This window comes from Candidatus Eremiobacterota bacterium (assembly GCA_031082125.1).
Classification (GTDB): Bacteria; Vulcanimicrobiota; CADAWZ01; order CADAWZ01; family Ess09-12; genus Ess09-12.
The window spans coordinates 55,081-73,965 of sequence record JAVHLM010000027.1 but is presented as its reverse complement, the minus strand read 5'-3'; the positions used below and the strand labels follow the sequence as shown (position 1 = coordinate 73,965).

Genomic DNA, 18,885 nt, shown 5'->3' with positions numbered 1-18,885 from the left:
GTTGACTTGGAGGCAATAATATATGATAATGTGAGTGAGTGTTTTTGCACCTGAAACCGCAGCATGCACCACCTGGCACGGAGCGAACATCATGGAAGAATTTTCAATAAAAGTTGCAGGGAAGAGAAAGACAGGGAAAAAGCCCTCTCTCTCCGAACTCAACGAATTCTTCAGGCTCGGCATCGCACTGAAAAAAGCACCTCACACTGTCCCGAAAGGAGTCTTCCGGTTCCGGACTTTCGAAGAAGCCCAGCTATGGATGGAGAACGAACTGATTGCGACCCAGAAGAAAGCTACGCAAGACCGCCCACTATAGAGGATCTTGTCACTGTCTGCCGCTCTCTCAATGAAGAGAAGGCACAGTATGCCATCATCGGCGGGATGGCACTCAACCACTATGGCTTTGTGAGGGGGACTCACGATATCGATCTGCTTGTGGAGAGCTCTCCCGAGAACATGGAGAGAGTGATTAAAGCGCCTGGCCGGCTTCCTGACGGCGCTGCCCTTGAAATAGATCCGGAGGATATCACCTCATATTCAGTTATCAGGATAAATGACGTGATTACTGTTGACCTTCTTGGAAAAGCATGCAATGTCACCTATGAAGACGCCGCGGATTCACTTGATATTGATGCTGCTCTGGGCGTACCAATCCCCTTCGCTTCAGTATCGATACTCCTGCGCACCAAGGACACGACGAGAGAGGCTGACAGGAGAGACCGTGCTTTTCTCGAGGATCTCCTCCTGAGAGGTACACCATAAGGCGGCGGCACATGGAGTTTTCCAGGCGGCTCTTCAATAAAAAAAACAGGGAGAACGTCATGTCCAGAAGCCATGACTGGGCGGCAAAACACAGGCATGAACAGGAGTGGAAAAATATGACAGAAGCGCAGTATGTTCCCTTCGAGAACACCTGCGATGCCCATCCCCTCGGGAGTGATTTCTACAGGGCGGCACTTAAGGATGACCTGGAAAAAGTGACTTCCTTGCTTGATCAGGACGGCTCCCTTGTCAATCTCCAGGATAACCTCGGCATGACAGTCCTTCACTGGCTCGCAAGGTCCCCCGGACACAGGGAGACAATCGAGTTGCTCCTCTCAAGGGGAGCCCCTCTCACCACGCGGGACAGGCTTGGAAATACCCCCCTTCACCTTGCGGCAATGGCCCCGAACAGGGAAGCCATACTCCTCTTTCTTGAAAACGGCGCTGACATAACCGCCACAACCATCGACGGCATGACGCCTCTCCATATGTCAGTCTTATCCGGCATTCCGGAAATAGCAGAGATCATGAAAACGAGGGGCGGCAGTCCCGATGCACAAAACTCCCTCGGCATGAAGCCCCGTGATATCGCGAAGGCCTTCGGCCTCAAGGACACGGAAAAATCCCTGCGGGAAAAGAACAGATAACACCCATTCCCTCCCGTGCCTCCCCGCCCTGCCGCAGGAGGCCATTTCTCTTCGCTGGTGAGCCTTTAAGGGCCACCTGGCGGAAAAATCGCACAAAGAACCTCCCGGGCCCTCTGACGGCCATCTGGCGACGACCTTCAATCCCGATAACCACAGGCTTTCAGGCTGTCACATCTTTTGACTTTCTTAACGCAATGAGGTATAATTGATATAAGAGATACATAAGTTTCTTCTTATCCATATTGATGAAAGGAGGATATTTTGAATACCGGCGTGATCCGCGAGTATCCAGGCTACGAGGCCGTCATGGAGGGCGGGCAGGTTTTCAAAGCTGTCCCCGGCCTCCCGCTGGTCACGTACGGCGCCGACGAGGTGCTCGCGCGCTCGAACTGCCGGCACATCTTTCGCGATCTCACCGCGGAGGTCCTGGACTGGAACCTCTGGTGCCTCTCCCATGCCGGGGTCACACTCGATCTTCTCATCGGGGAGGCCCTTCTCTCCCTTGACGGGCAGCTCGAGAAGCTCGGTTATGTCCGTGTCGGCGACTTTGTGCGAGAAGAGCTGGGGATCTCATCAAGGAACTGCTATGAGCTGATGCGGAATGCCCTTGAGCTGCAGAAGTTCCCCCTTATCAGGGAGGCTCTTGAAGAGGGGCGCCTGCGCAAGAGCGCGCTGCGGTATCTTTTCCAGGTCGTGACGCCTGAGACACAGCATGAGTGGCTCCGAAAAGCCATGCAGTCCACCGTGAGAGAAATCGAAGAGGAGGTGAAGCGTTTTAAAGCCGGTGCCGGGGAGGCCGGCATTGACTCCCTTGTCGCCGGGGATGACAACGAGGAGGACGCAGGGAGCCTCGCCGTGAGCGCGCGGGTTCCTTTTTCCGTTGCCGCGAAATGGGATCGGGCCCTCGAGGTCTTCCGCAGGATCGAGGAGGCGGAGCTCCCTTCGGAGAGCTTCGTGGAGGCCCTTCTTGCGGAGTTCGCCGCTTCGGCGCCGCGTGAGGGTATCGGTGCACAGGGCACCACGTTGCAGGCACCGGAGGATTCCGGGACAGGGAGGCCTGAGGCCCGGGAGGCCGCGGGAACTTCTCTCTGCCGCCAGCAGGGGAATGACTCCCAGGGAGCCTGCGCCACCCACGGCGATGGGGCACACTCCCACGATGGCCCTGATGCTTCCGGCTCCAGGGAGACAGAGGCTGCTCCTGCAATCGAGGAGAAGGCACTTCTCCTTGGCGCCCTGGCGGGTGCCATCGGCTCTCTCGATGACGAGGCCTCCTTCGGCGAGCGGGAAAAAGAGCTTGCCCGGCAGGTCCACAAGGACCTCGAAGAGGTCTCTCATCTCTGGGAGTTTTTGCCCTGGAAAGCTGTCGCGGTGGAGCTTCCCACGGAATTCCAGGCTCCCGCACACCACAGGCCCGATGCCGATACCGCCGTCGGGGTCCCTGATGGGTCCCAGGTGGGGTTCCCTGCCGCCGATCCTTTCGAGACGGTCGCCCGCCTCCGGAAGATGGCGGCTCTGCGCCACTCCCTCTCCTTCTACCAGGGAAGGCTCCTGCGGACTCTCAACAATTTCGGCCTCTACAGGGACATGCTCTTCCTGAGCCTTGGGCACTACACCAGGGAGCGCCTGGGAATGTCCCGCAGCACCGCGTATTCCTTAATCAAATCAGAAAGGAGCTATCTCGAGTATCCCGATATGCTCGACCTCGTGCAGGCGGGAAAGCTCACGCCAGAGCAGGCGCGGCATCTTGCCAGGGTCTTCATTGAGGGGACCCGCGTCCAGGGGGCGTGGCTCTCATACGCCCAGCAAGTGCCGGTGGCCACCCTCATGCAGGCTGTCGAGGGGTTCCTCCGCTTCGCGAAGAGGGCTGTCCACAAAAAGTGGGATCTCCATCCCGAGGCCTTCGAGGTGGCCGTCACGGGGAGATCCGTCAAGAGGGTGGGGCCCCTCCCCGCTCCTGCATCAAATGGCACAGAACCCAATGGGGATATGGGTTTGGATGCTCCAGTCCAGAAATGCACACACGAGGTGGGGGGACACTTTTCAGGGGAAGTCACAGTCTGGCAGGTCACCGAGGGCCGGGAGTTTCCAGAGCTCCCCGGGATCCTCTCCATCCTCTCTGGGGACCCCCACAAAGCGGGAACCTTCGGGCCAAACCTCTCGGACAGGGGTGCCCTCATCCGCTTCTTTTTGAAACGGGACCTCGTTCCCCTCTGGAACCACGCGGTGAGGCTCTGGGCCGCCGGCAGGCCGGAAGGAGCCGCTCCTGGCGGGCAGGACCTTGCCCTTTTTATCGAGGCCCTCCTTGACACTTTCCTCGCTGCCTGGGACCACCCCGAAAAAAGGGACCTCCACAGCCGCGTCCTCGCCCGGGACCACTACCAGTGCCAGGCCCCCGGCTGCCGGTGCCGGCGCAACCTCCACGGCCACCATATCAAATACCGCTCCCACGGCGGCCCCACGACCGGGGGCAACCTCATCACCCTCTGCAGGGCCCACCACCTGCGGTGCCTCCACGAGGGCCACCTCGTCATCAGGGGCACGGCTCCTCACAATCTCACCTTCATCTTCCCCCGCGGCGGGAGAGGCCTTTAAATGGAAGAAAGAAGAGAAAACAAAAGACAAATGCGACTATTTCCCTTCGGGCGTCTCCTCCTTTACCCTATCACTTCGAATAATCGTAAATATTGACCGGATCAAGCTTGAGCAGGCGAAAGTAGAGAGTGGCCTGACCGCGGTGATGGAGAAGCTCTTCAAAGGCGTGTATCAGAAGGGATATGGCAGGATTCGATTTGTCCAGCCAGGCCACCCTGATCGGTCTCATCAGCTCATCGTCGGAAAGACCTGAAAAATCGCGCTGAGTCTCTTCATGGGTCTTGCGGGCGGCCTCGTAAATCTCCTGGACAGAGCCCGTCGGTGGGGGTTGACAGGTCTCAAGATACGCTTCGCTGAGCTCTCCTCTTCTTATCCCCTCTGTCATCTCCCGCTCGCATTCGATGATGTGGAGGAGCAGCTCTTTCAAAGTATAGTTTTCAGGTGTCGGCCTGAAATCGAGAGCATCCCCGGGAACTCGCTTCACCATGTTGAGAAATGCCTGGTGAGTCAATTGCCAGTAGTTGAAAAATTCTTTCCAGTAGCCCATGGTAACCTCCTGATTTTTAAGAGATACAATCATCTGCGGCAGGGCTGGCTCATCGGGATATCATTTTCTTTACGGTATCATACTTGTCCATGTCTTCCATTCTCAGCAGTCGATTGTCGGAGCCTTTCTTGAGGGCCTCTGCAAAGAAGAACAGATATGAGGAGCCCTCCTTTGCCTTATGAAACTCGTCGGAGAGAGGGCGAAAGGTCACCTGGGATCCTGAAGCCGTCAAGGAGGGCAGGAAGCTTGATTTCGGCTTCCCCCGGCCTCCGCATATAGTATACAATAAATTGCCGGAAAAGTCCAAATAGTTCCTGGTGAAGAGCGGTGAAGGAGGCCGAAAATCTACGAAATTCCGGGAAGCGGTGCGTCAGTGCGGGGAAAAAGACGGGAGAGCGAGCTGAAACTCCCTCAAAATGGGCAAAGCTCTTATTCTGAATTTGCGTCTTTTCTTGAGTGCGCAGAGTTCTGAGTGGCTCTCTTTCTGAAACCCGCCAGAGGCGCAGGCAACAGTTGAACTCACCGCTATTTCATGGTATAATTCTAATTATGAATAACAATCATTCTGAGTCTGCATTAAAATACAAAAACAGGCTGCTTGCTCCCAGGATCGAATCGGCAGTCAGCCGCCATCCCGTGGTTGTTCTTACCGGTGCCCGCCAGGTAGGGAAAAGCACCCTCCTGACAAGGGAAAAGGCTTTTCGGGAATGGAAGTACGTTACCATGGACGACTATGCGGCTCTTTCCCTGGCACGCCGGGAGCCGATTTCGCTCTGGATCTCTGAAAAGCGCATTATCATCGATGAAGTGCAGAAGACGCCATCCATACTCTCATCCATAAAAGAAGCTGTTGACAGGGACCGGTCGCTCAGGTTCCTTCTCTCAGGATCGGCGAATCTGCTGCTCATGGAAAAGGTCTCGGAGAGCCTCAGCGGGAGAGCTGTCTATTTCAACCTTTTCCCGATGTCGTACTCTGAGATGGAAAGCCGTCCTTTTCACAGCATTTTAGGCAGTCTGCTCGCCGGCACCTTCTCAATTGAATCGTTAAGAAAAAAGGATCACGCTGAGGATCCATGCGTTCTTATGGCCAGGGGGTTCATGCCGGCGCTCATGGAGTACGGATCCCCTGAAGGATGGCTTCAATGGTGGGAAGGATATATTGCCACCTACCTGGAGAGAGATTTGAGGCAGCTCTCTCAGGTTGATTCCCTGGTGGAATTCCGCCGGGTGATGGAGGCCCTGTCGCTGAGGAGCGGACAACTGGTCAACCAGACAGGGATTGCCAGGGATGTGGGGATAAGCCAGTCCAGCGTATATCGATACCTCACTCTTCTGGAAGTGACCTGTCTTTTAAAGAGAGTCCCATCGTTTCACAGAAATCGCACGAGCCGGCTTGTGAAAAGCCCGAAATATTATTTTCTTGATCCTGCCCTTGCAGCTTATCTGGGGGGATACTTCAGCGCTGACGCGCTCAGGAAATCCAGGGAGCTGGGAGGATACTTCGAATCACTGATTCTGCTGCACATTCTTATTCAATGCGATCTTATGATGCCTGCCGCCAGAACTTTCTACTGGAGGACCGTTTCCGGGCGGGAAGTGGATTTTGTGGTCGAGCATGGGCGCTCTCTCCTGCCAATAGAGGTAAAATACACCAGCAGGCCCCGCATTGAGGATACTGCGGGACTCCGCCATTTCATGAAGGAGTATCCTGAAGCTGAAACAGGAGTTCTTATCCACACAGGAGCCGAGGCGGAATATCTGGGAGAGAAGATTGTCGCGATCCCATGGACAAAGATGATCTGAATCAGCCTGCCCGCCGGGAGAATGTCCCCTGACCCGCGATGCATACCTGCGTTGAATTCCACCGTGGGCGTGTCGTTCAGAGGCTTAGCCGCGGTGATGGCATAGCACTACTCGCCGGGATCAATCCCGGCCTGCTGGCTCTTCCAGTTGCATTACACCGGCATATAATACCACGTAATCATTTCTGCGGGCCTGTGGTCACCGGCGAAAGCGGGGGTGTGGGGAGTCGGCGCATAGCCTGCAGGATAGGTCTTGAAGCCTTCGTTGTCTATTCCAGGTTAGTCACCTCGCACTCGCCCATGCAAAACTCATTGATTGCGCCGCCGGGCGAGGTGGTGGGGGTCGGAGAGGGTGACGGGGTTGTTGGGGCCAGCCTGGGAGAGAGGACCCGCTTGACATGAGCGGCGTCGTTGCACAGAATGCCCTGTGTGAATGCCGCGGGCATGGCCTTCAAGGGTGCCTGAATCGGGGGGCAACTGCGTAACCTGGTCGGTCCCTCTTTGCTCATCCACCGGTATTCCGTGACTGCAAAGCCTTTTTCACAAAGGGGAGGAGGACCTTGCCGGCGTGCTCCACGAACTGCTGACAGAATTTTTTCGGGAACTCTATTCCCGGGAAATAGAAGATGAGGTGGGGCCCGTCCGCCTCCACGATCCAGTCTATTCCCGGCACCGCGAGAAAGCCGATTTTCACGAGGCCCTTCATCGGGTTTTCGGCAAAGGCCTCTATGATCTCGGGGCGGAAAAAATCCTTCACGCCTTCCCTGTCAGGCCCGGTAAGATAAAAGCTCTTTGAAAACCGGGGGTTCTCCTTGAAGTCGATATCAGGGTCCCCGCAGAACAACCTGATATCCAGCAGTGATTCTCTCCGCATGAAGAACTTCGGGAAAGACGCTCCTTCGAGGGTGACCAGCGCCACGGTGTGGCACTCCACTCCATTCATAGTTATCCTTATAAAGTTCACCAATATGCCTGAAAACTCAGCCGTCGAGAAAGTGCCGATCTTACGCTCATCCACACTCAGGAAGGGGTAATGCAGGATGCCGTCACGAAATCCGCCCAGGAAAAATTTCGACAGCACCGTGCTCAGTGCTCTCCTTTCCTGTGAGCGCTCCTGGATGAACTCACTGGAGTGGGAGCTGAATTCCACCATTCCCAATTCCGTCAGCACCTCCGTCATTGACTGGTAACGCTCTCCCGGATTTATCGGAAGGCATTTCATGATGATGCTCTCAAGACTGGGAGGAACTGAGCTGTTCAGCTGCCCGAGAGGGGGAAGCTTGAAATGGAAGGAGGCGATGTCCTCATCGGTCAGCATGAAGTAGAGGGTGGCACCGAAGGAGTAGATGTCGGATCTCCGGTCTGACTGGCCTGAGCCATACTGCTCCGGAGGAGAGAACCCCGGCGTGCCCAGAAACTGGGTGTCCTTGAGCTTCCCGGGATGAAAGTAACGGGCTATTCCAAAATCAACAAGCATTATTCTATAGAGACTCGAGGAAAGCATGATGTTCGAGGGCTTGAGGTCCCGGAATATGACGGGATCAGGCTCCTGATTATGGAGGTATTCCAGAATTGACGCGAGCTGAATCGCCCAGCTGTGGACCTCATCACAGCCTAACCTGCCTTTTCTTGCCTCCTTGAGAGCCGCCAGGTCCATTCCGGGAATGAATTCCATGACCATATGGTGAAGCCCGCCTGAGGAAAAGAAATCCGTGACGGAGGGGATGCCCGGGTGGCACAGATCGGCAAGCAGCTTCGCCTCCCGCCGGAAGAGCTCCAGCACGTGGCTGCGCTCCTCTTCAGGAATCCTTGCTTCATCGAGCACCTTGAGCGCCCGCTTTATCCCGGGGCTGTTCAGCTCCTCGACAAGAAAGACAGTCCCGTAGGAGCCTCTGCCCAGAACCTCAACAACCTTGTACTTACCGGCAATTATATCGGATTTATCCATAAGTCTCCATGGCCTCTATGCTTATCACCCAGGTGAGGTGATGCTCCCGGGCCGCCATGAGATAAAATTACCTGCCATCCTGAATGATTCCTGTCACAGGAGAGAATATGCGCTCTCGCGCTTACCGAGTGCTGCCCCTGGGAAGGCTCACACAGGTGCGCCCATTGCTCCATGGAGGTATCCATGGTAAAATGGATATGGATCTCATTGAGGCGGTGATTGCATTTGTTGCTATATCTTGACACGTCAGTCTTCGGCGGAGTATTTGATGATGAATTTGCAGAGGACAGCTGCCGTGTTATGGAAAAGGAGGTGTGCCTTGATGAAGAATAAGGGCTTTGACTGCGTGCAGATGAAAAATGCGATCCAGGCAAAGATTTATGAAGAGATAAAAGACCTCCATGGTGGTGCATTGAGTGATTACCTGAAAGAAAAGATGGCACGGAGCTCCTTTGCAGACTGGTGGCAGGGTGGCGACAACCCTGACATGAAATCCCGCGATAAAGTAGCCTGAACAGAATTGCATTTTCTCGATTTGTGTAAACGTTTTATCAAGGCGTGCCGAGCAATATGCGGGGAAACAAAAAAGCCCCTGTCCGGGGCTTGTGGTCGCTTGGTCTGGGGCCGCTTATGCGGTCTTGCGTGTGAGTTTCTCAAGATACTCCAGGTGTTTTTCTACCTCACCCCTCAGGAAATCCCCTCGGCGCTGCACTTCGCCATCACGTCCCGGGGAGCCGCACGCAGAGGAGGCCGGGGGCATTACCTACGGCTCTTTGAAGAGGTGAGCCTTATGATCCTGCCCTGTCCCGAATTCCAGGTCACTTGCAGGTGGGCACCGCGGACTCGGGCCAGAAGAAGAGGGCGGTGATGGTCACGGTAAAATTCTATGAATGGTGCTGAAAGATGAAAAAAGCATCTGAAAGAGAGCGGATTACGGAGCTTCAAACTCGCATATGGGGGTTGAGCAAGTCATATCCTTGAAAGAGGGATTGGAAGCCCCGTCAACAGGAAGAACTCCATCTTTAGAGAAATAACAAAAGGGCGCAGATATATTTTCCCACCCCGGGATAAGGCTAAGAGTTCTTTTTTGAACAAGGTGAGCAATTTCTCCGCCTCCTTGTTGCCGGAGAGTTGAAACCCCGGATTTTCTGCATCAAAGCAATCGCCGGGAGGCCATAGGTCCCGGGCCGACTGAGAGAAGCCCGGGGATCCGCTGAGAATAGCCAACTGTTTCAGATAAAGGAATCACAATGAAATTCACTCGAGTCACCGGGTGCCGGGGCACACCTTACAATCTCTTCCTGAGCCTTGAAGAGCATGAGCTTCATATTTCATGGGAAAAGGTGCAGGGCTTTTTCGGAGTCCGCATAAAGAATGTTGAAAACGAGAACATTCCCACGCTCTTTCTCATGCTCAGAGGCGACGAAGGGTTCTATTTTATTGATGGCCTCAAGCTCATCCTGAGGCTTTTTGAATTCGAAGAGCCTGAGGGCGAGGCTCCTCACCCTGTTTCCCTCGGCAAGAATACCCGCGATCTCATCGAATACAAGTTCACCTTCGTGGCTCACCAGCTCTGCAGAATGCTCCAGGAAGTGCCGACCGCCTGCATCGACAGGCCTCTTAAGGATTATCTCTATCAGAACAGCCTTTTTCTCCCTTCCTTCAGTAATTTCAACGATGCCGCAGCCTATTGCAGGGAAACCCTTGAGCGCTCTCTCCCTTTTATTGACAGCAAAAGCCACCCGCTGATTCCCGATGAAGCTCACGGCATGGAGGGCACCTACTCGCACCAGCTCCACCGCTGGAAACCAGGGGCGATTTTTCAGGACAAGTTTGCCCTCATAGAGGTGATGCCGGGAAAGATGGATCTCTCGGCCACGGTGCTTGACCTGGAGCATGGGCAGCTCTTCACGATGTACACCATGAAAACGAAGTTCCTTTCTGACAGCCGTCACATTCAGAAGTTCCTGAAACACGGCAGAGAGCTTCTGAGCCTTGAAAGCCAGCGGAATATCGTGGCTGCGAAGTCCATAAGGGAAATAGAAAAGGAGCCCTGCGTGTTTTTCGAGTATGTGCCGGCCAGGAGCTTTGAGAGCATGCTGGAAAATGAGCTCCCCCCTCTCAAGACCTCCCTTGAATATGCTCTCCAGATTTGCGCGGCCATGCACCATGCATATCTGAAAAAGGGGCTGCTCCACATGGGCTTATCTCCCTCGAGCGTCGTTATCACGCGGAACGGTGTGGCCCGCATCATAGGTTACGGTCTCCTGAGAATCTTCGACGACGAGCTTACTGATGGAAAGCTTATCTCGCTTGCCCGCCACAATGAAGAAGGGGGCGCGGCGCTGCCCGATCTCTGCAGCGTCCTCTCGTGCTTCGCTCCTGAGCTTTTCTCTGATAAGAAAGCCCTGACCCCTCTTTCCGATATTTATTCTTTCGGGACGCTCCTCTACACCATGCTCACCGGCACAAACCCCTTCTATCATGAAGATCCCGACGAAGTGATTCTGGGCCATCTCACCAGAGATCCCGAGCCTCCCAGGGCCTTCAATGCCGATGTGCCGGATTCCCTCTCACAGATTACCATGAAATGCCTTGAAAAGGACCGCCAGTCAAGACACCATGATTTCAATACGCTTTACCAGGCTCTGCAATCAACCTATGGCGAGCTTTTCGGTCAGCCTTTCGCAGTCCCGGAAAAAGATGACATGCTCTCGGACACTGACTGGAGCGACAAGGGGAAAATCCTGGCTTCCATGGGAAGACACAGGGAAGCCCTCACGGCCTTCAAGCAGGCTATCGCCATCAACCCGAGATCACTCTCCGCCACTATGGAAAAGGCCTCTTCCCTGATTTCCCTCGGCAGTAACGCCGAAGCATCAAAAGCACTTGACAGCGCTCTTGCCATCAGCCCGGAGCACCCTGAGCTGTGGCATAAGAGAGGTAATCTTCTTGCCGCTGAAGGCAGGCACGAAGAAGCCCTGGACTCGCTGGAAAAAGCGCTGGATCTCGCTCCCGGGAACTCCGAAATGCAGAGAAGCAGGGGGAGGGTCCTTTCACTCGCAGGAAGGCACTTGGAAGCGCTTGACTACTTCACCATGGATCTTGAGGAGAACCCCCTTCACGAAGAGACCTGGATTGCGAAGGGGGAAACCCTCATGGCCATATTCCAGTATGAAGAGGCGGTCAAATGCTTCAGAAAAGCCAGTGAGATAAATCCGGGCGATATGGAAGCCCTCTATCACCTGGGCTCTTCCCTCTCATGGACCGGCCTTCACCACGAAGCCCTCGAGGTCTTTCAGAAAGCGCTTACCCTCAAGGCTCATTCCCTGAAAGTCCGCCTTGGCATGGCGGGCTGCTACAAGGGGCTCGGAGACCTGCGCAGGGCCCTCAGCATCATTGATCATGCGCTGAAAATAGAAAATGACAACATCGATCTTATCGTCGCAAAGGCACAGCTTCTTGAGGAGATGGTGCTGCATTCCGAAGCCCTCAGGCTCCTCACTGAATCGCTCCATCTTGACGCAGGCACCACCAGAATAAAGACAAAGATCGCCTCCCTCAACCTCAAGATGGGCTTCTACGAGAAAGCCGTCTCTCTCTGCGAGGAGATCAAGAAAGAGGCCGGCCTTTCAGGCCAGGCAAAGCATGTCTCTGATTCAGCACTTCACTGGATAAGGGAAAAGAGCGCAATCGTCTCAAAAATAAGCCAGTTCAATGCCATTACCCTCACCAGTCCCTCCTACGAGCTCTCAACCTTTCTCTCAATATTCTGCAGCGTGGACGATGCCCTGGTTTACCTCTCATTGGTGGAGGAGACCTCTCAGGACCCCCAGGTATTCTTCACGGCGGCCCAGCTTTATTTCATCAAGGGCGATCCAGGCAAGGCGAGGCATTCACTCAGGAAGTCCATGGATATGGGTTTTGAAGTCGCAAGGAGCAAAAGCTTGCTCTCATTGATCGAAAAATCTGCCGCTGAGGGCGAGAAGAGCAGGGGGGGAGGCATCCTGGGCGGACTCTTCGGTAAAGGCGGAAGGGAGCCGAAGGGAGAAGAATGGATGGCCCTGATGCAGGGCCTGAGAGCTTTCGAAAAGGGCGACCATAAAGAAGCCCTCCGGTTTTTCAGCGAGGTCCTGAAGCGAGAGCCGGAATCCCCGGGCGCCCTCTTTTATTCCGGCAAGGCCTTGGGCGCACTGGGTGACAACGAGAAGGCCGAGGGCTGCCTCAGGCTTTTCAAAGAAAAGCACCCGCGCTCCCCGGGGCTTTACCGCCATCTTATAGAGAGCGCGCCGTCTCATACTCCCCGCGAAACCCTGGAGGACTATCACAAAAAAATGATAGGCTTCCTTCCCTCTTTCCACCTTTCATGGATGAGGCTCGTGTGGCACTATATACAGCACCATGATGAAGAGAGGGCCTGCCTGCTCGTGACCGAAATTCTCCGCAAGCAGATGGCCCAATGGAAGCTCCCCAAGCAGAGCATCGAGTACTGGAACCTCAGGGGCTTCCTGGAGCTGTATGTGGGAAGGATTGCCGAGGCTTCACTATGCTTTTCCGAGAGCCTCAAGCTTGATTCTTCCGATGCCGCGGCCCTCCTCGGCATGGGGAAGAGCTACGAGATGAAATCAAACTGGACAGAGGCTGCCAACTACTTTGGGAAGCTCTCTTCAACCGGCGAAGCAGACATCACCTCGGCCTATGTCAGTGCCCATCTTGCCGCGGAGGGAAAGGAGTACACAAAAGCTCTCGAAGCGATGGACAATGCCCTCGCCAGAAAGCCCGGCTCCTCTTTTCTCGTCGCCAAGAAGGCCGGGATTCTCCTTGAGTCTGGAGCAAATATGGAGTTCCTCAATTATTACAGAAGCATACAGACCTCAGACCATAGCGGCTTCTTCTCTCTGCTGAGGGCCTCCTCTTTCGTCTCTTCAAAAATGTACGGCGAAGCCATCTCGCTTCTTTCAGGAGCACTCGTCTATGATCCTCACAATGTTCCCCTTCTGAAAGGCCTTGCGGTGCTCTCGATCAGGACGGGGGACGGCAAGAAAGCAGCAGAATATCTGGAAAGAGCCCTGGCGTCACACAGCCTTGACAGCGGCCTCTACCTGCTTGAAGGAATCGCCGGGTATCAGGAGGGCCACTATAACAGTGCCCTGAAGTCTTTTGAGCATTCCCTCCTTGTCAATCCCCACAGGGCTCAGCTCATTTACCAGTTTATTGGCGCCACCTGCTGGCACCTTGGCCAGCAGGAAAAGGCGGAAAAATATTTCAGGCAGTCCCTGGAGCATGATCGTGACAATGCCCAGCACTGGCTCAACCTTGGCATTCTTTACGCCCAGAGCGGCCGCGGCCTCCAGGCCCTGCAATGTATCGAGAGAGCCCTCAGGACCTCTGATGACAGCTTCCCTGCCCATCTCGCCAAGTCAAAGATCCTGAAGGAGCTTGGAAACGTCAGCGAAGCAGAAAAGAGCATCTCAAGGGCCCTTTATTACAGGCCGGAAGACCTTTCAGCGGGCAACCTCAGGGGGATTATTCTGTTTCTCATGGGGAACTACAGGGAAAGCCTCAAGTGCTTCTCCGATCTCTGCGCAAGGGAGGAAAAAAATGCGGCTCTCTGCTATAACTGCGGTATTGCGGCACTTTCCGTCGATGACCACGAGAGAGCTCAGAATTATTTCACCAGGTCACTCACCCTTAATCCCCGCATGGCACTCCCATGGCTGGGGAAGGCAGCCCTTTACAAGATCACCAACGACTACGGCGCCTGCACAGATGCCATGCGCAACGCCGAATCAAGCGATGCCAGGACCTATGAGAGGTGGCGCGAGAGAATTGAGGATTCAAGGGCACCCCAGTTCGTTCTTCCTCTTGAAGACTCTTTCGCGCTTCCCTTCGACCTCCCCCTGCCGGAATCCCTTGAATTCAGGGAGCCGCTTCACCTTCTTGACCTTCTGAAGCTCGACGGCGCTTTCTGAAGTCCCTCGCTGTCACCATTTCGCTCCCATGAATTCCCGGTAAGGTCCTTTGCCGCAGGTCCGTCACTCAGGAGAAAATATTCTTGTTGCTTGCCCTCGCCATGGCATCTTCCCTCGTGATAAGGCCGCTGGAGAGAAGCTGCTTGAGAGACTGGTCGAAGGTCTGCATCCCTTCCTTGATGGCGGTCTGGATGGCCGTTTCCAGCTGGTGGGTCTTGCCTTCGCGGATCAGGTTCCTTATGGCAGGGCTTCCAAACATAATCTCGCAGACCGGTGCCCTTCCCATGTTGTCCTTCCTGGGAATGAGGGTCTGGCAGATGACTGCCCTGATGTTGTCGGCAAGCTGTACCCGTATCTGCTGCTGCTGGTGGGGGGGGAACATGTCCACGATCCTCTGTGCCGTTGACATGGCAGAGTTGGTGTGAAGCGTCGAGAAGACCAGGTGCCCTGTCTCGGCAGCCGTCAGGGTGAGGGCTGCCGTCTCCACGTCACGCATCTCGCCGACCATGATGATGTCTGGGTCCTCCCTGAGGGCGCTTTTCAGCGCCGAGGCAAATGAGAGGGTGTGAGTTCCAAGCTCTCTCTGGGAGACAAGGCATTTATGGGTGGGGAAGACAAATTCTATGGGGTCCTCAATGGTAATGATGTGATCATCCCTTGAATTGGTAATGATGGAGAGAACTGCGGCAATGGTCGTTGATTTCCCATGGCCTGTGGGCCCCGTCACCAGGATAAGCCCCTTGTCAAGAGAGGCCAGATCGCTCAACTGGTAAGGAAGGTTCAGCTCCGAAAAATCCGGGAGCGTGAGGGGGATGATACGGCACGCCACGGCGATGCCGCGGAGGAGCTTGAAGACATTTATCCTGAATCGGGCAAAGTTCGGCAGCTCATAGGCAAAGTCCACTTCATGGCCTTTGTCCAGAAGAGCCTTCTGCTCTTCTGACAGGATGGGGGCAATGAGGTCGTAAATCATGTCCGCGTCAAGGAGGGCCCCCTCCATCTTCTTTATCGTTCCCTCGACTCGTATCATCGGGGGATAGCCGGGATTGAGGTGAAGATCGGTGCCGCCGCCGTAGATGGTGTCCTGGAAGAGTTCGGTGATTTCCATGGTGGATCCTCGTTTTCTCTGTTTTACCATGACTTCTTTCAGGACTGAAGAAAACCTTTTTGCTTACAATCTTTTCAATTATATTTTCCCTGTTCTGCAGCATTTCCTTGCGGGTCTCCCCGTACCGCCTGACAGCATGCTCGCAGAAGAAGGAGCACTTTCCTTTTCCCGCAGCTCACGGCTCACCTGCATGTGCCTCCCCGGTGAGTGCTTCGATCTCTTTTACCCGCTCTATCTGCTCCCGGAGCATCTCTTCGGGCTGCGGGTTGCCGTAGCAGAGAATATCTCCCGTCTTTTCGATGATATGAAGAAACACATCAGTTCTGTCATGAACGAAGACGTCCCGGGAAAAAAGTATCGTGAAGAGCCGGCAATCAGTCGTCAGTTCCGGAACCCTTTCAAAGGGCACAGGAGGGATTGTGAGAGCCTCTGGCAAAGTAGTGCTCGCCCCGCAGCCGGGGGGAGAGGAAGCACATGGAAGCTGGCGGGATCATTGCTGAAAAATACAGGATACTCGGGATTCTGGGCAGGGGCTCATACGGGTCGGTGTACCTCGCCGAGGCCGTCAATGAGCCGGGGAAGCGGCTCGCTCTGAAGGAGATTGAAGAGCCGGAGGGCACCTCCGGGGATCATGGCGAGCACGAGGAGCTCTTCAGGCGGGAGGCGGAGCTTCTCAGGCGCCTCAGGCACCCGGGCCTTCCCTCCATCATGGATTTCTTTTCTGCCGGCAGGCGGCACTATCTGGTGATGGAGTATATTCCCGGGAAAAACCTTGAAGAGCTCCACAAGGGGAAAAAACGAAAGCTCAAAGCCGGGGAGGTCCACGCCTGGTCGACCCAGCTCGCGTCAATCCTCGAGTATCTTCACAATCTCAGACCGGAGCCCGTCATATTCCGAGATCTCAAGCCCTCCAACATCATGGTTTCCTCTGTGACTCAGAGGATAATGCTGGTGGATTTTGGAATCGCCAGGTACTTCAGCCCCGTGAAGCTCCGGGACACCCAGTCACTCGGCACGCCGGGCTTCGCCCCTCCGGAGCAATACGGCTCAGGCCAGTCAGATCAGCGGTCCGACATCTATTCCTTCGGAGCCACCCTCTACTACCTGCTGACTGACCGGGATATCGCCGGATATCATTTCAGGCTGCCCCCCCTCAGGGAGCAGAACAGCTCTGTCTCCCCCGGTTTTGAGAGCATCATAATGAAGTGCCTTGCCGTCAACCCGGGAGAGCGCTATCAGTCGATGACAGAGCTTCTCCTGGACCTGAAACAGATCACTTTCAAGGATGATTCGTCAAAGACCAGAAGAGAGATGGAGGCCGAGAGAAAAGCCGTGCTCACCATTCTGTCAAGGTTTTCCCTGACCCCTTACCCTTATACCGGTAAGGCACTGTTGCCCCTTCTCGACAAGCTGGATGATCTCGGCACTTTTCCGGCGGCGGACTTTTCTGTCAGAGTCGTTTACTGCCATAGTGAGGGCCGGAACAGCCCGGTACGCCACACCGTCGCGCTCATAACCCTGGTGAGAGGCCGCGTCCCGAGATTCTTCATGCGGGGAGAATCGATCCTGGATTTCACTGTATTCGGCCAGGATCCCGATATCGATTTCAGTGAGAGCCCTTCCTTCTCAAAGATTTTTTTTGTCACAGGCCCCGACAGAAAGGCTGTTGAGAAATTCTTCCGCCCCGAGATAGTTGATGCCTTTACCGAGAACCCGATGAAGGACATCGTCAGGTTCACTTTCAGCCTGTGGCCCTCAGGGTGGATAGTTGAGGGAGAGGGTTCTTACCTTATCTTCTACTGCCTCGAAACCAGGGTTCCCCCGCAGCATGTTGAGCAGTTTGCCGGGTTTGCCCGCCAGGTCCTCCTCCCCTTTGTGAAAAAGGCGACAAAGCCGCGGTGAGGAGGAAAGGTGCCTGGCGGGGAGCCTCCCGAAAAAAAGAGGATGTGTAGAGAATAATTCAGGAAAAGCTGAAGAGTGAAGGTGACATCTTACAGAGATATACCAGACAGATAGAGGATGAGAGAAAACTAAATGAGTAATGCGGTCCGGCCTGACGTGGCGGCAATCGATTGTCAACGGGTGGACACCGGAGAGGCAGTTTCTATTTCCGGTAGGGCGGCGTCTCTCCATGACGGTATATCAGGTCGGTGCCCTCGAGAATTATTGTAGCATTGTGCCGGTATGGCTCTTTGCCACCGTCATCCTTCCGGTCAAGTCCCGGGAGCCATATGACAGGCCTGCCTCCTTCAAGACGGTATTTCACCGCCGTGCCAGTTGCAGGATCGCCGGGCACAGGCAAGGTGAACTGCCTGAAAGCGTCCTCCAGGCTTCCCGGGTACTCTCCATGGGCGGCCTTATATGCCACGACTGCGGCCATGGCCTCCAGCGCCACCCCGTCGGCCTTGATCAGGTAAAGCTCCATAACAGGAGTATTCTGTGAAAAAAAATGATGGTGAAGCTCGAGGCTGTCGGGATTCGCGGTGAACAGGAAGGAACATGCCCTCGTTTTCGCGCTTGGCAGAAAGGGTGACATCAGGATGAGCTTACTGTGAGGAACGCGCCCCGTATGGGTCACTGACAGGGCATTGTAGGCTTCAAAGTCCCAGCTCTTCAGGTTCTTCTCCTGAGCCGCAAGGGCATCCCGGTGGGCACGGACCACGGCATCGACTACGATCTTCCTGGCACGGGGAGACAGCCTTCGGGCCTGACTGATGGTATCGGGGAAATAAATCCCCCACCTGTCGCCCCTTCCATGGAGGACAATATCCTCAATGGTGCAGTCATGCCATCTGTACCTCGCCTCTACGAACTGGAAGGCTGTCGGCATCCTGAGGTTCGCGTCATGGACTCCCCTGAAAATCATTTTTGCGCAGGAGGTCCCGGAGGCCTCATTGTTGAGCAGGTCCTGGAGGGAGCACCAGGCAGTCTCGAGGCAGCAGATGGAAGCTATTGCATGGACGTCACCTGAGCGGGGGTCAAAGAGGTCTGCGCCGAACCGGTACATCGCCACGCTGAGCTCGGCGCACTCCCTGAACCGCCCTTCCAGGAAGAGCCTGCGGCACTGGAGGGATATGAGCCTGTCAAGCATGCGAAGCTGTGCAGGAACGGGGGCCACCGCCGATGAGCGCTCCTCTTCCAGATACTGGCACCCGGGCTTTGAAGCTCCCGCCTCAAGCGCGCTGAAGGCACCCCGGAACCTGTCCAGGAACGTCTTTTCTTCAGCGGTGAAGCGCGACTTCTCCTTCCCGGGCGGCACCCACCATTCCCGGAAAGGGCCTTTTTCCCACTCATCCTTCTGCATGGCCAGCAGAGCCTTCTCATACTCAGGCCAGGCGTTCTCTTCAGGCGGGATTTTCTCCGCAGGCTGGCAGGTGGCACCCAGAAGGGAGCTCTCCCTTGTGAAGAGAGTCTCTCCGAAATAGAGCCAGAAAGCGGCAAGAAGAACTGCCGCAATGAGAATCCATAAGAGCACGGGCCTGCTCCTCTTCTCCTGTGAGCTCATTG

General features: G+C 55.2%; 14 protein-coding genes. 8 read left to right on the top strand and 6 right to left on the bottom strand.

Going from position 1 to position 18,885, the window contains the following annotated elements:
- The first annotated feature begins 91 nt into the window (after window positions 1-91).
- The 4 genes from RDV48_24190 to RDV48_24175 all read left to right on the top strand — a co-directional run bounded on the left by RDV48_24190 (window position 92) and on the right by RDV48_24175 (window position 4,001).
- Window positions 92-316: a hypothetical protein gene (locus RDV48_24190; protein MDQ7825925.1), complete on the top strand. Its 225-nt coding sequence runs from the start codon at window positions 92-94 to the stop codon at window positions 314-316.
- Window positions 256-762, top strand: a complete 507-nt coding sequence (locus RDV48_24185) for a hypothetical protein (GenBank protein MDQ7825924.1) — start codon at window positions 256-258, stop codon at window positions 760-762. The genes RDV48_24190 and RDV48_24185 overlap by 61 nt, the downstream gene beginning before the upstream one ends.
- Window positions 763-821: 59 nt before the next feature.
- A complete protein-coding gene (locus RDV48_24180) occupies window positions 822-1,409 on the top strand; it encodes an ankyrin repeat domain-containing protein (protein MDQ7825923.1) in 588 nt (195 codons plus the stop codon).
- Between the two features lie 261 nt (window positions 1,410-1,670).
- On the top strand, window positions 1,671-4,001 hold the full coding sequence (locus tag RDV48_24175) for an HNH endonuclease signature motif containing protein (protein MDQ7825922.1): 2,331 nt from the start codon (window positions 1,671-1,673) through the stop codon (window positions 3,999-4,001).
- A 70-nt stretch (window positions 4,002-4,071) separates the two neighbouring features.
- On the opposite strand, the gene RDV48_24170 is transcribed toward RDV48_24175, so the two are convergent.
- Together RDV48_24170 and RDV48_24165 are read right to left on the bottom strand one after the other, a co-directional pair.
- Window positions 4,072-4,548 carry a DinB family protein gene (locus RDV48_24170; protein MDQ7825921.1) on the bottom strand — a complete coding sequence of 159 codons (477 nt, stop codon included), beginning with the start codon at window positions 4,546-4,548 and terminating at the stop codon, window positions 4,072-4,074.
- Window positions 4,549-4,597: 49 nt separating this feature from the next.
- On the bottom strand, window positions 4,598-4,759 hold the full coding sequence (locus RDV48_24165) for a hypothetical protein (protein MDQ7825920.1): 162 nt from the start codon (window positions 4,757-4,759) through the stop codon (window positions 4,598-4,600).
- Between the two features lie 338 nt (window positions 4,760-5,097).
- Here RDV48_24165 and RDV48_24160 point away from each other — a divergent pair, with 338 nt between their 5' ends.
- The gene (locus RDV48_24160) at window positions 5,098-6,351 is read left to right on the top strand and encodes an ATP-binding protein (protein ID MDQ7825919.1); all 1,254 of its coding nucleotides are present in this window, start codon (window positions 5,098-5,100) and stop codon (window positions 6,349-6,351) included.
- A gap of 504 nt (window positions 6,352-6,855) precedes the next feature.
- Here the strand turns inward: RDV48_24160 and RDV48_24155 are convergent.
- Window positions 6,856-8,298 (bottom strand): serine/threonine-protein kinase, encoded by a 1,443-nt coding sequence (locus tag RDV48_24155; protein MDQ7825918.1) that lies wholly within the window; start codon window positions 8,296-8,298, stop codon window positions 6,856-6,858.
- A gap of 319 nt (window positions 8,299-8,617) precedes the next feature.
- On the opposite strand from RDV48_24155, the gene RDV48_24150 reads away from it, so the two are divergent.
- Entirely contained in the window at window positions 8,618-8,812 is a 195-nt protein-coding gene (locus RDV48_24150; GenBank protein MDQ7825917.1) for a hypothetical protein, read from the top strand.
- Between the two features lie 736 nt (window positions 8,813-9,548).
- Window positions 9,549-14,270 carry a tetratricopeptide repeat protein gene (locus RDV48_24145; GenBank protein MDQ7825916.1) on the top strand — a complete coding sequence of 1,574 codons (4,722 nt, stop codon included), beginning with the start codon at window positions 9,549-9,551 and terminating at the stop codon, window positions 14,268-14,270.
- Between the two features lie 67 nt (window positions 14,271-14,337).
- Here the strand turns inward: RDV48_24145 and RDV48_24140 are convergent, their stop codons facing one another.
- Entirely contained in the window at window positions 14,338-15,378 is a 1,041-nt protein-coding gene (locus RDV48_24140; GenBank protein MDQ7825915.1) for a type IV pilus twitching motility protein PilT, read from the bottom strand.
- Between the two features lie 175 nt (window positions 15,379-15,553).
- Window positions 15,554-15,814 carry a hypothetical protein gene (locus RDV48_24135; GenBank protein MDQ7825914.1) on the bottom strand — a complete coding sequence of 87 codons (261 nt, stop codon included), beginning with the start codon at window positions 15,812-15,814 and terminating at the stop codon, window positions 15,554-15,556.
- 38 nt (window positions 15,815-15,852) lie between these two features.
- On the opposite strand from RDV48_24135, the gene RDV48_24130 reads away from it, so the two are divergent.
- Window positions 15,853-17,280 carry a serine/threonine-protein kinase gene (locus RDV48_24130; GenBank protein MDQ7825913.1) on the top strand — a complete coding sequence of 476 codons (1,428 nt, stop codon included), beginning with the start codon at window positions 15,853-15,855 and terminating at the stop codon, window positions 17,278-17,280.
- A 202-nt stretch (window positions 17,281-17,482) separates the two neighbouring features.
- On the opposite strand, the gene RDV48_24125 is transcribed toward RDV48_24130, so the two are convergent.
- Window positions 17,483-18,883 (bottom strand): hypothetical protein, encoded by a 1,401-nt coding sequence (locus tag RDV48_24125; GenBank protein MDQ7825912.1) that lies wholly within the window; start codon window positions 18,881-18,883, stop codon window positions 17,483-17,485.
- Window positions 18,884-18,885 lie beyond the last annotated feature (2 nt).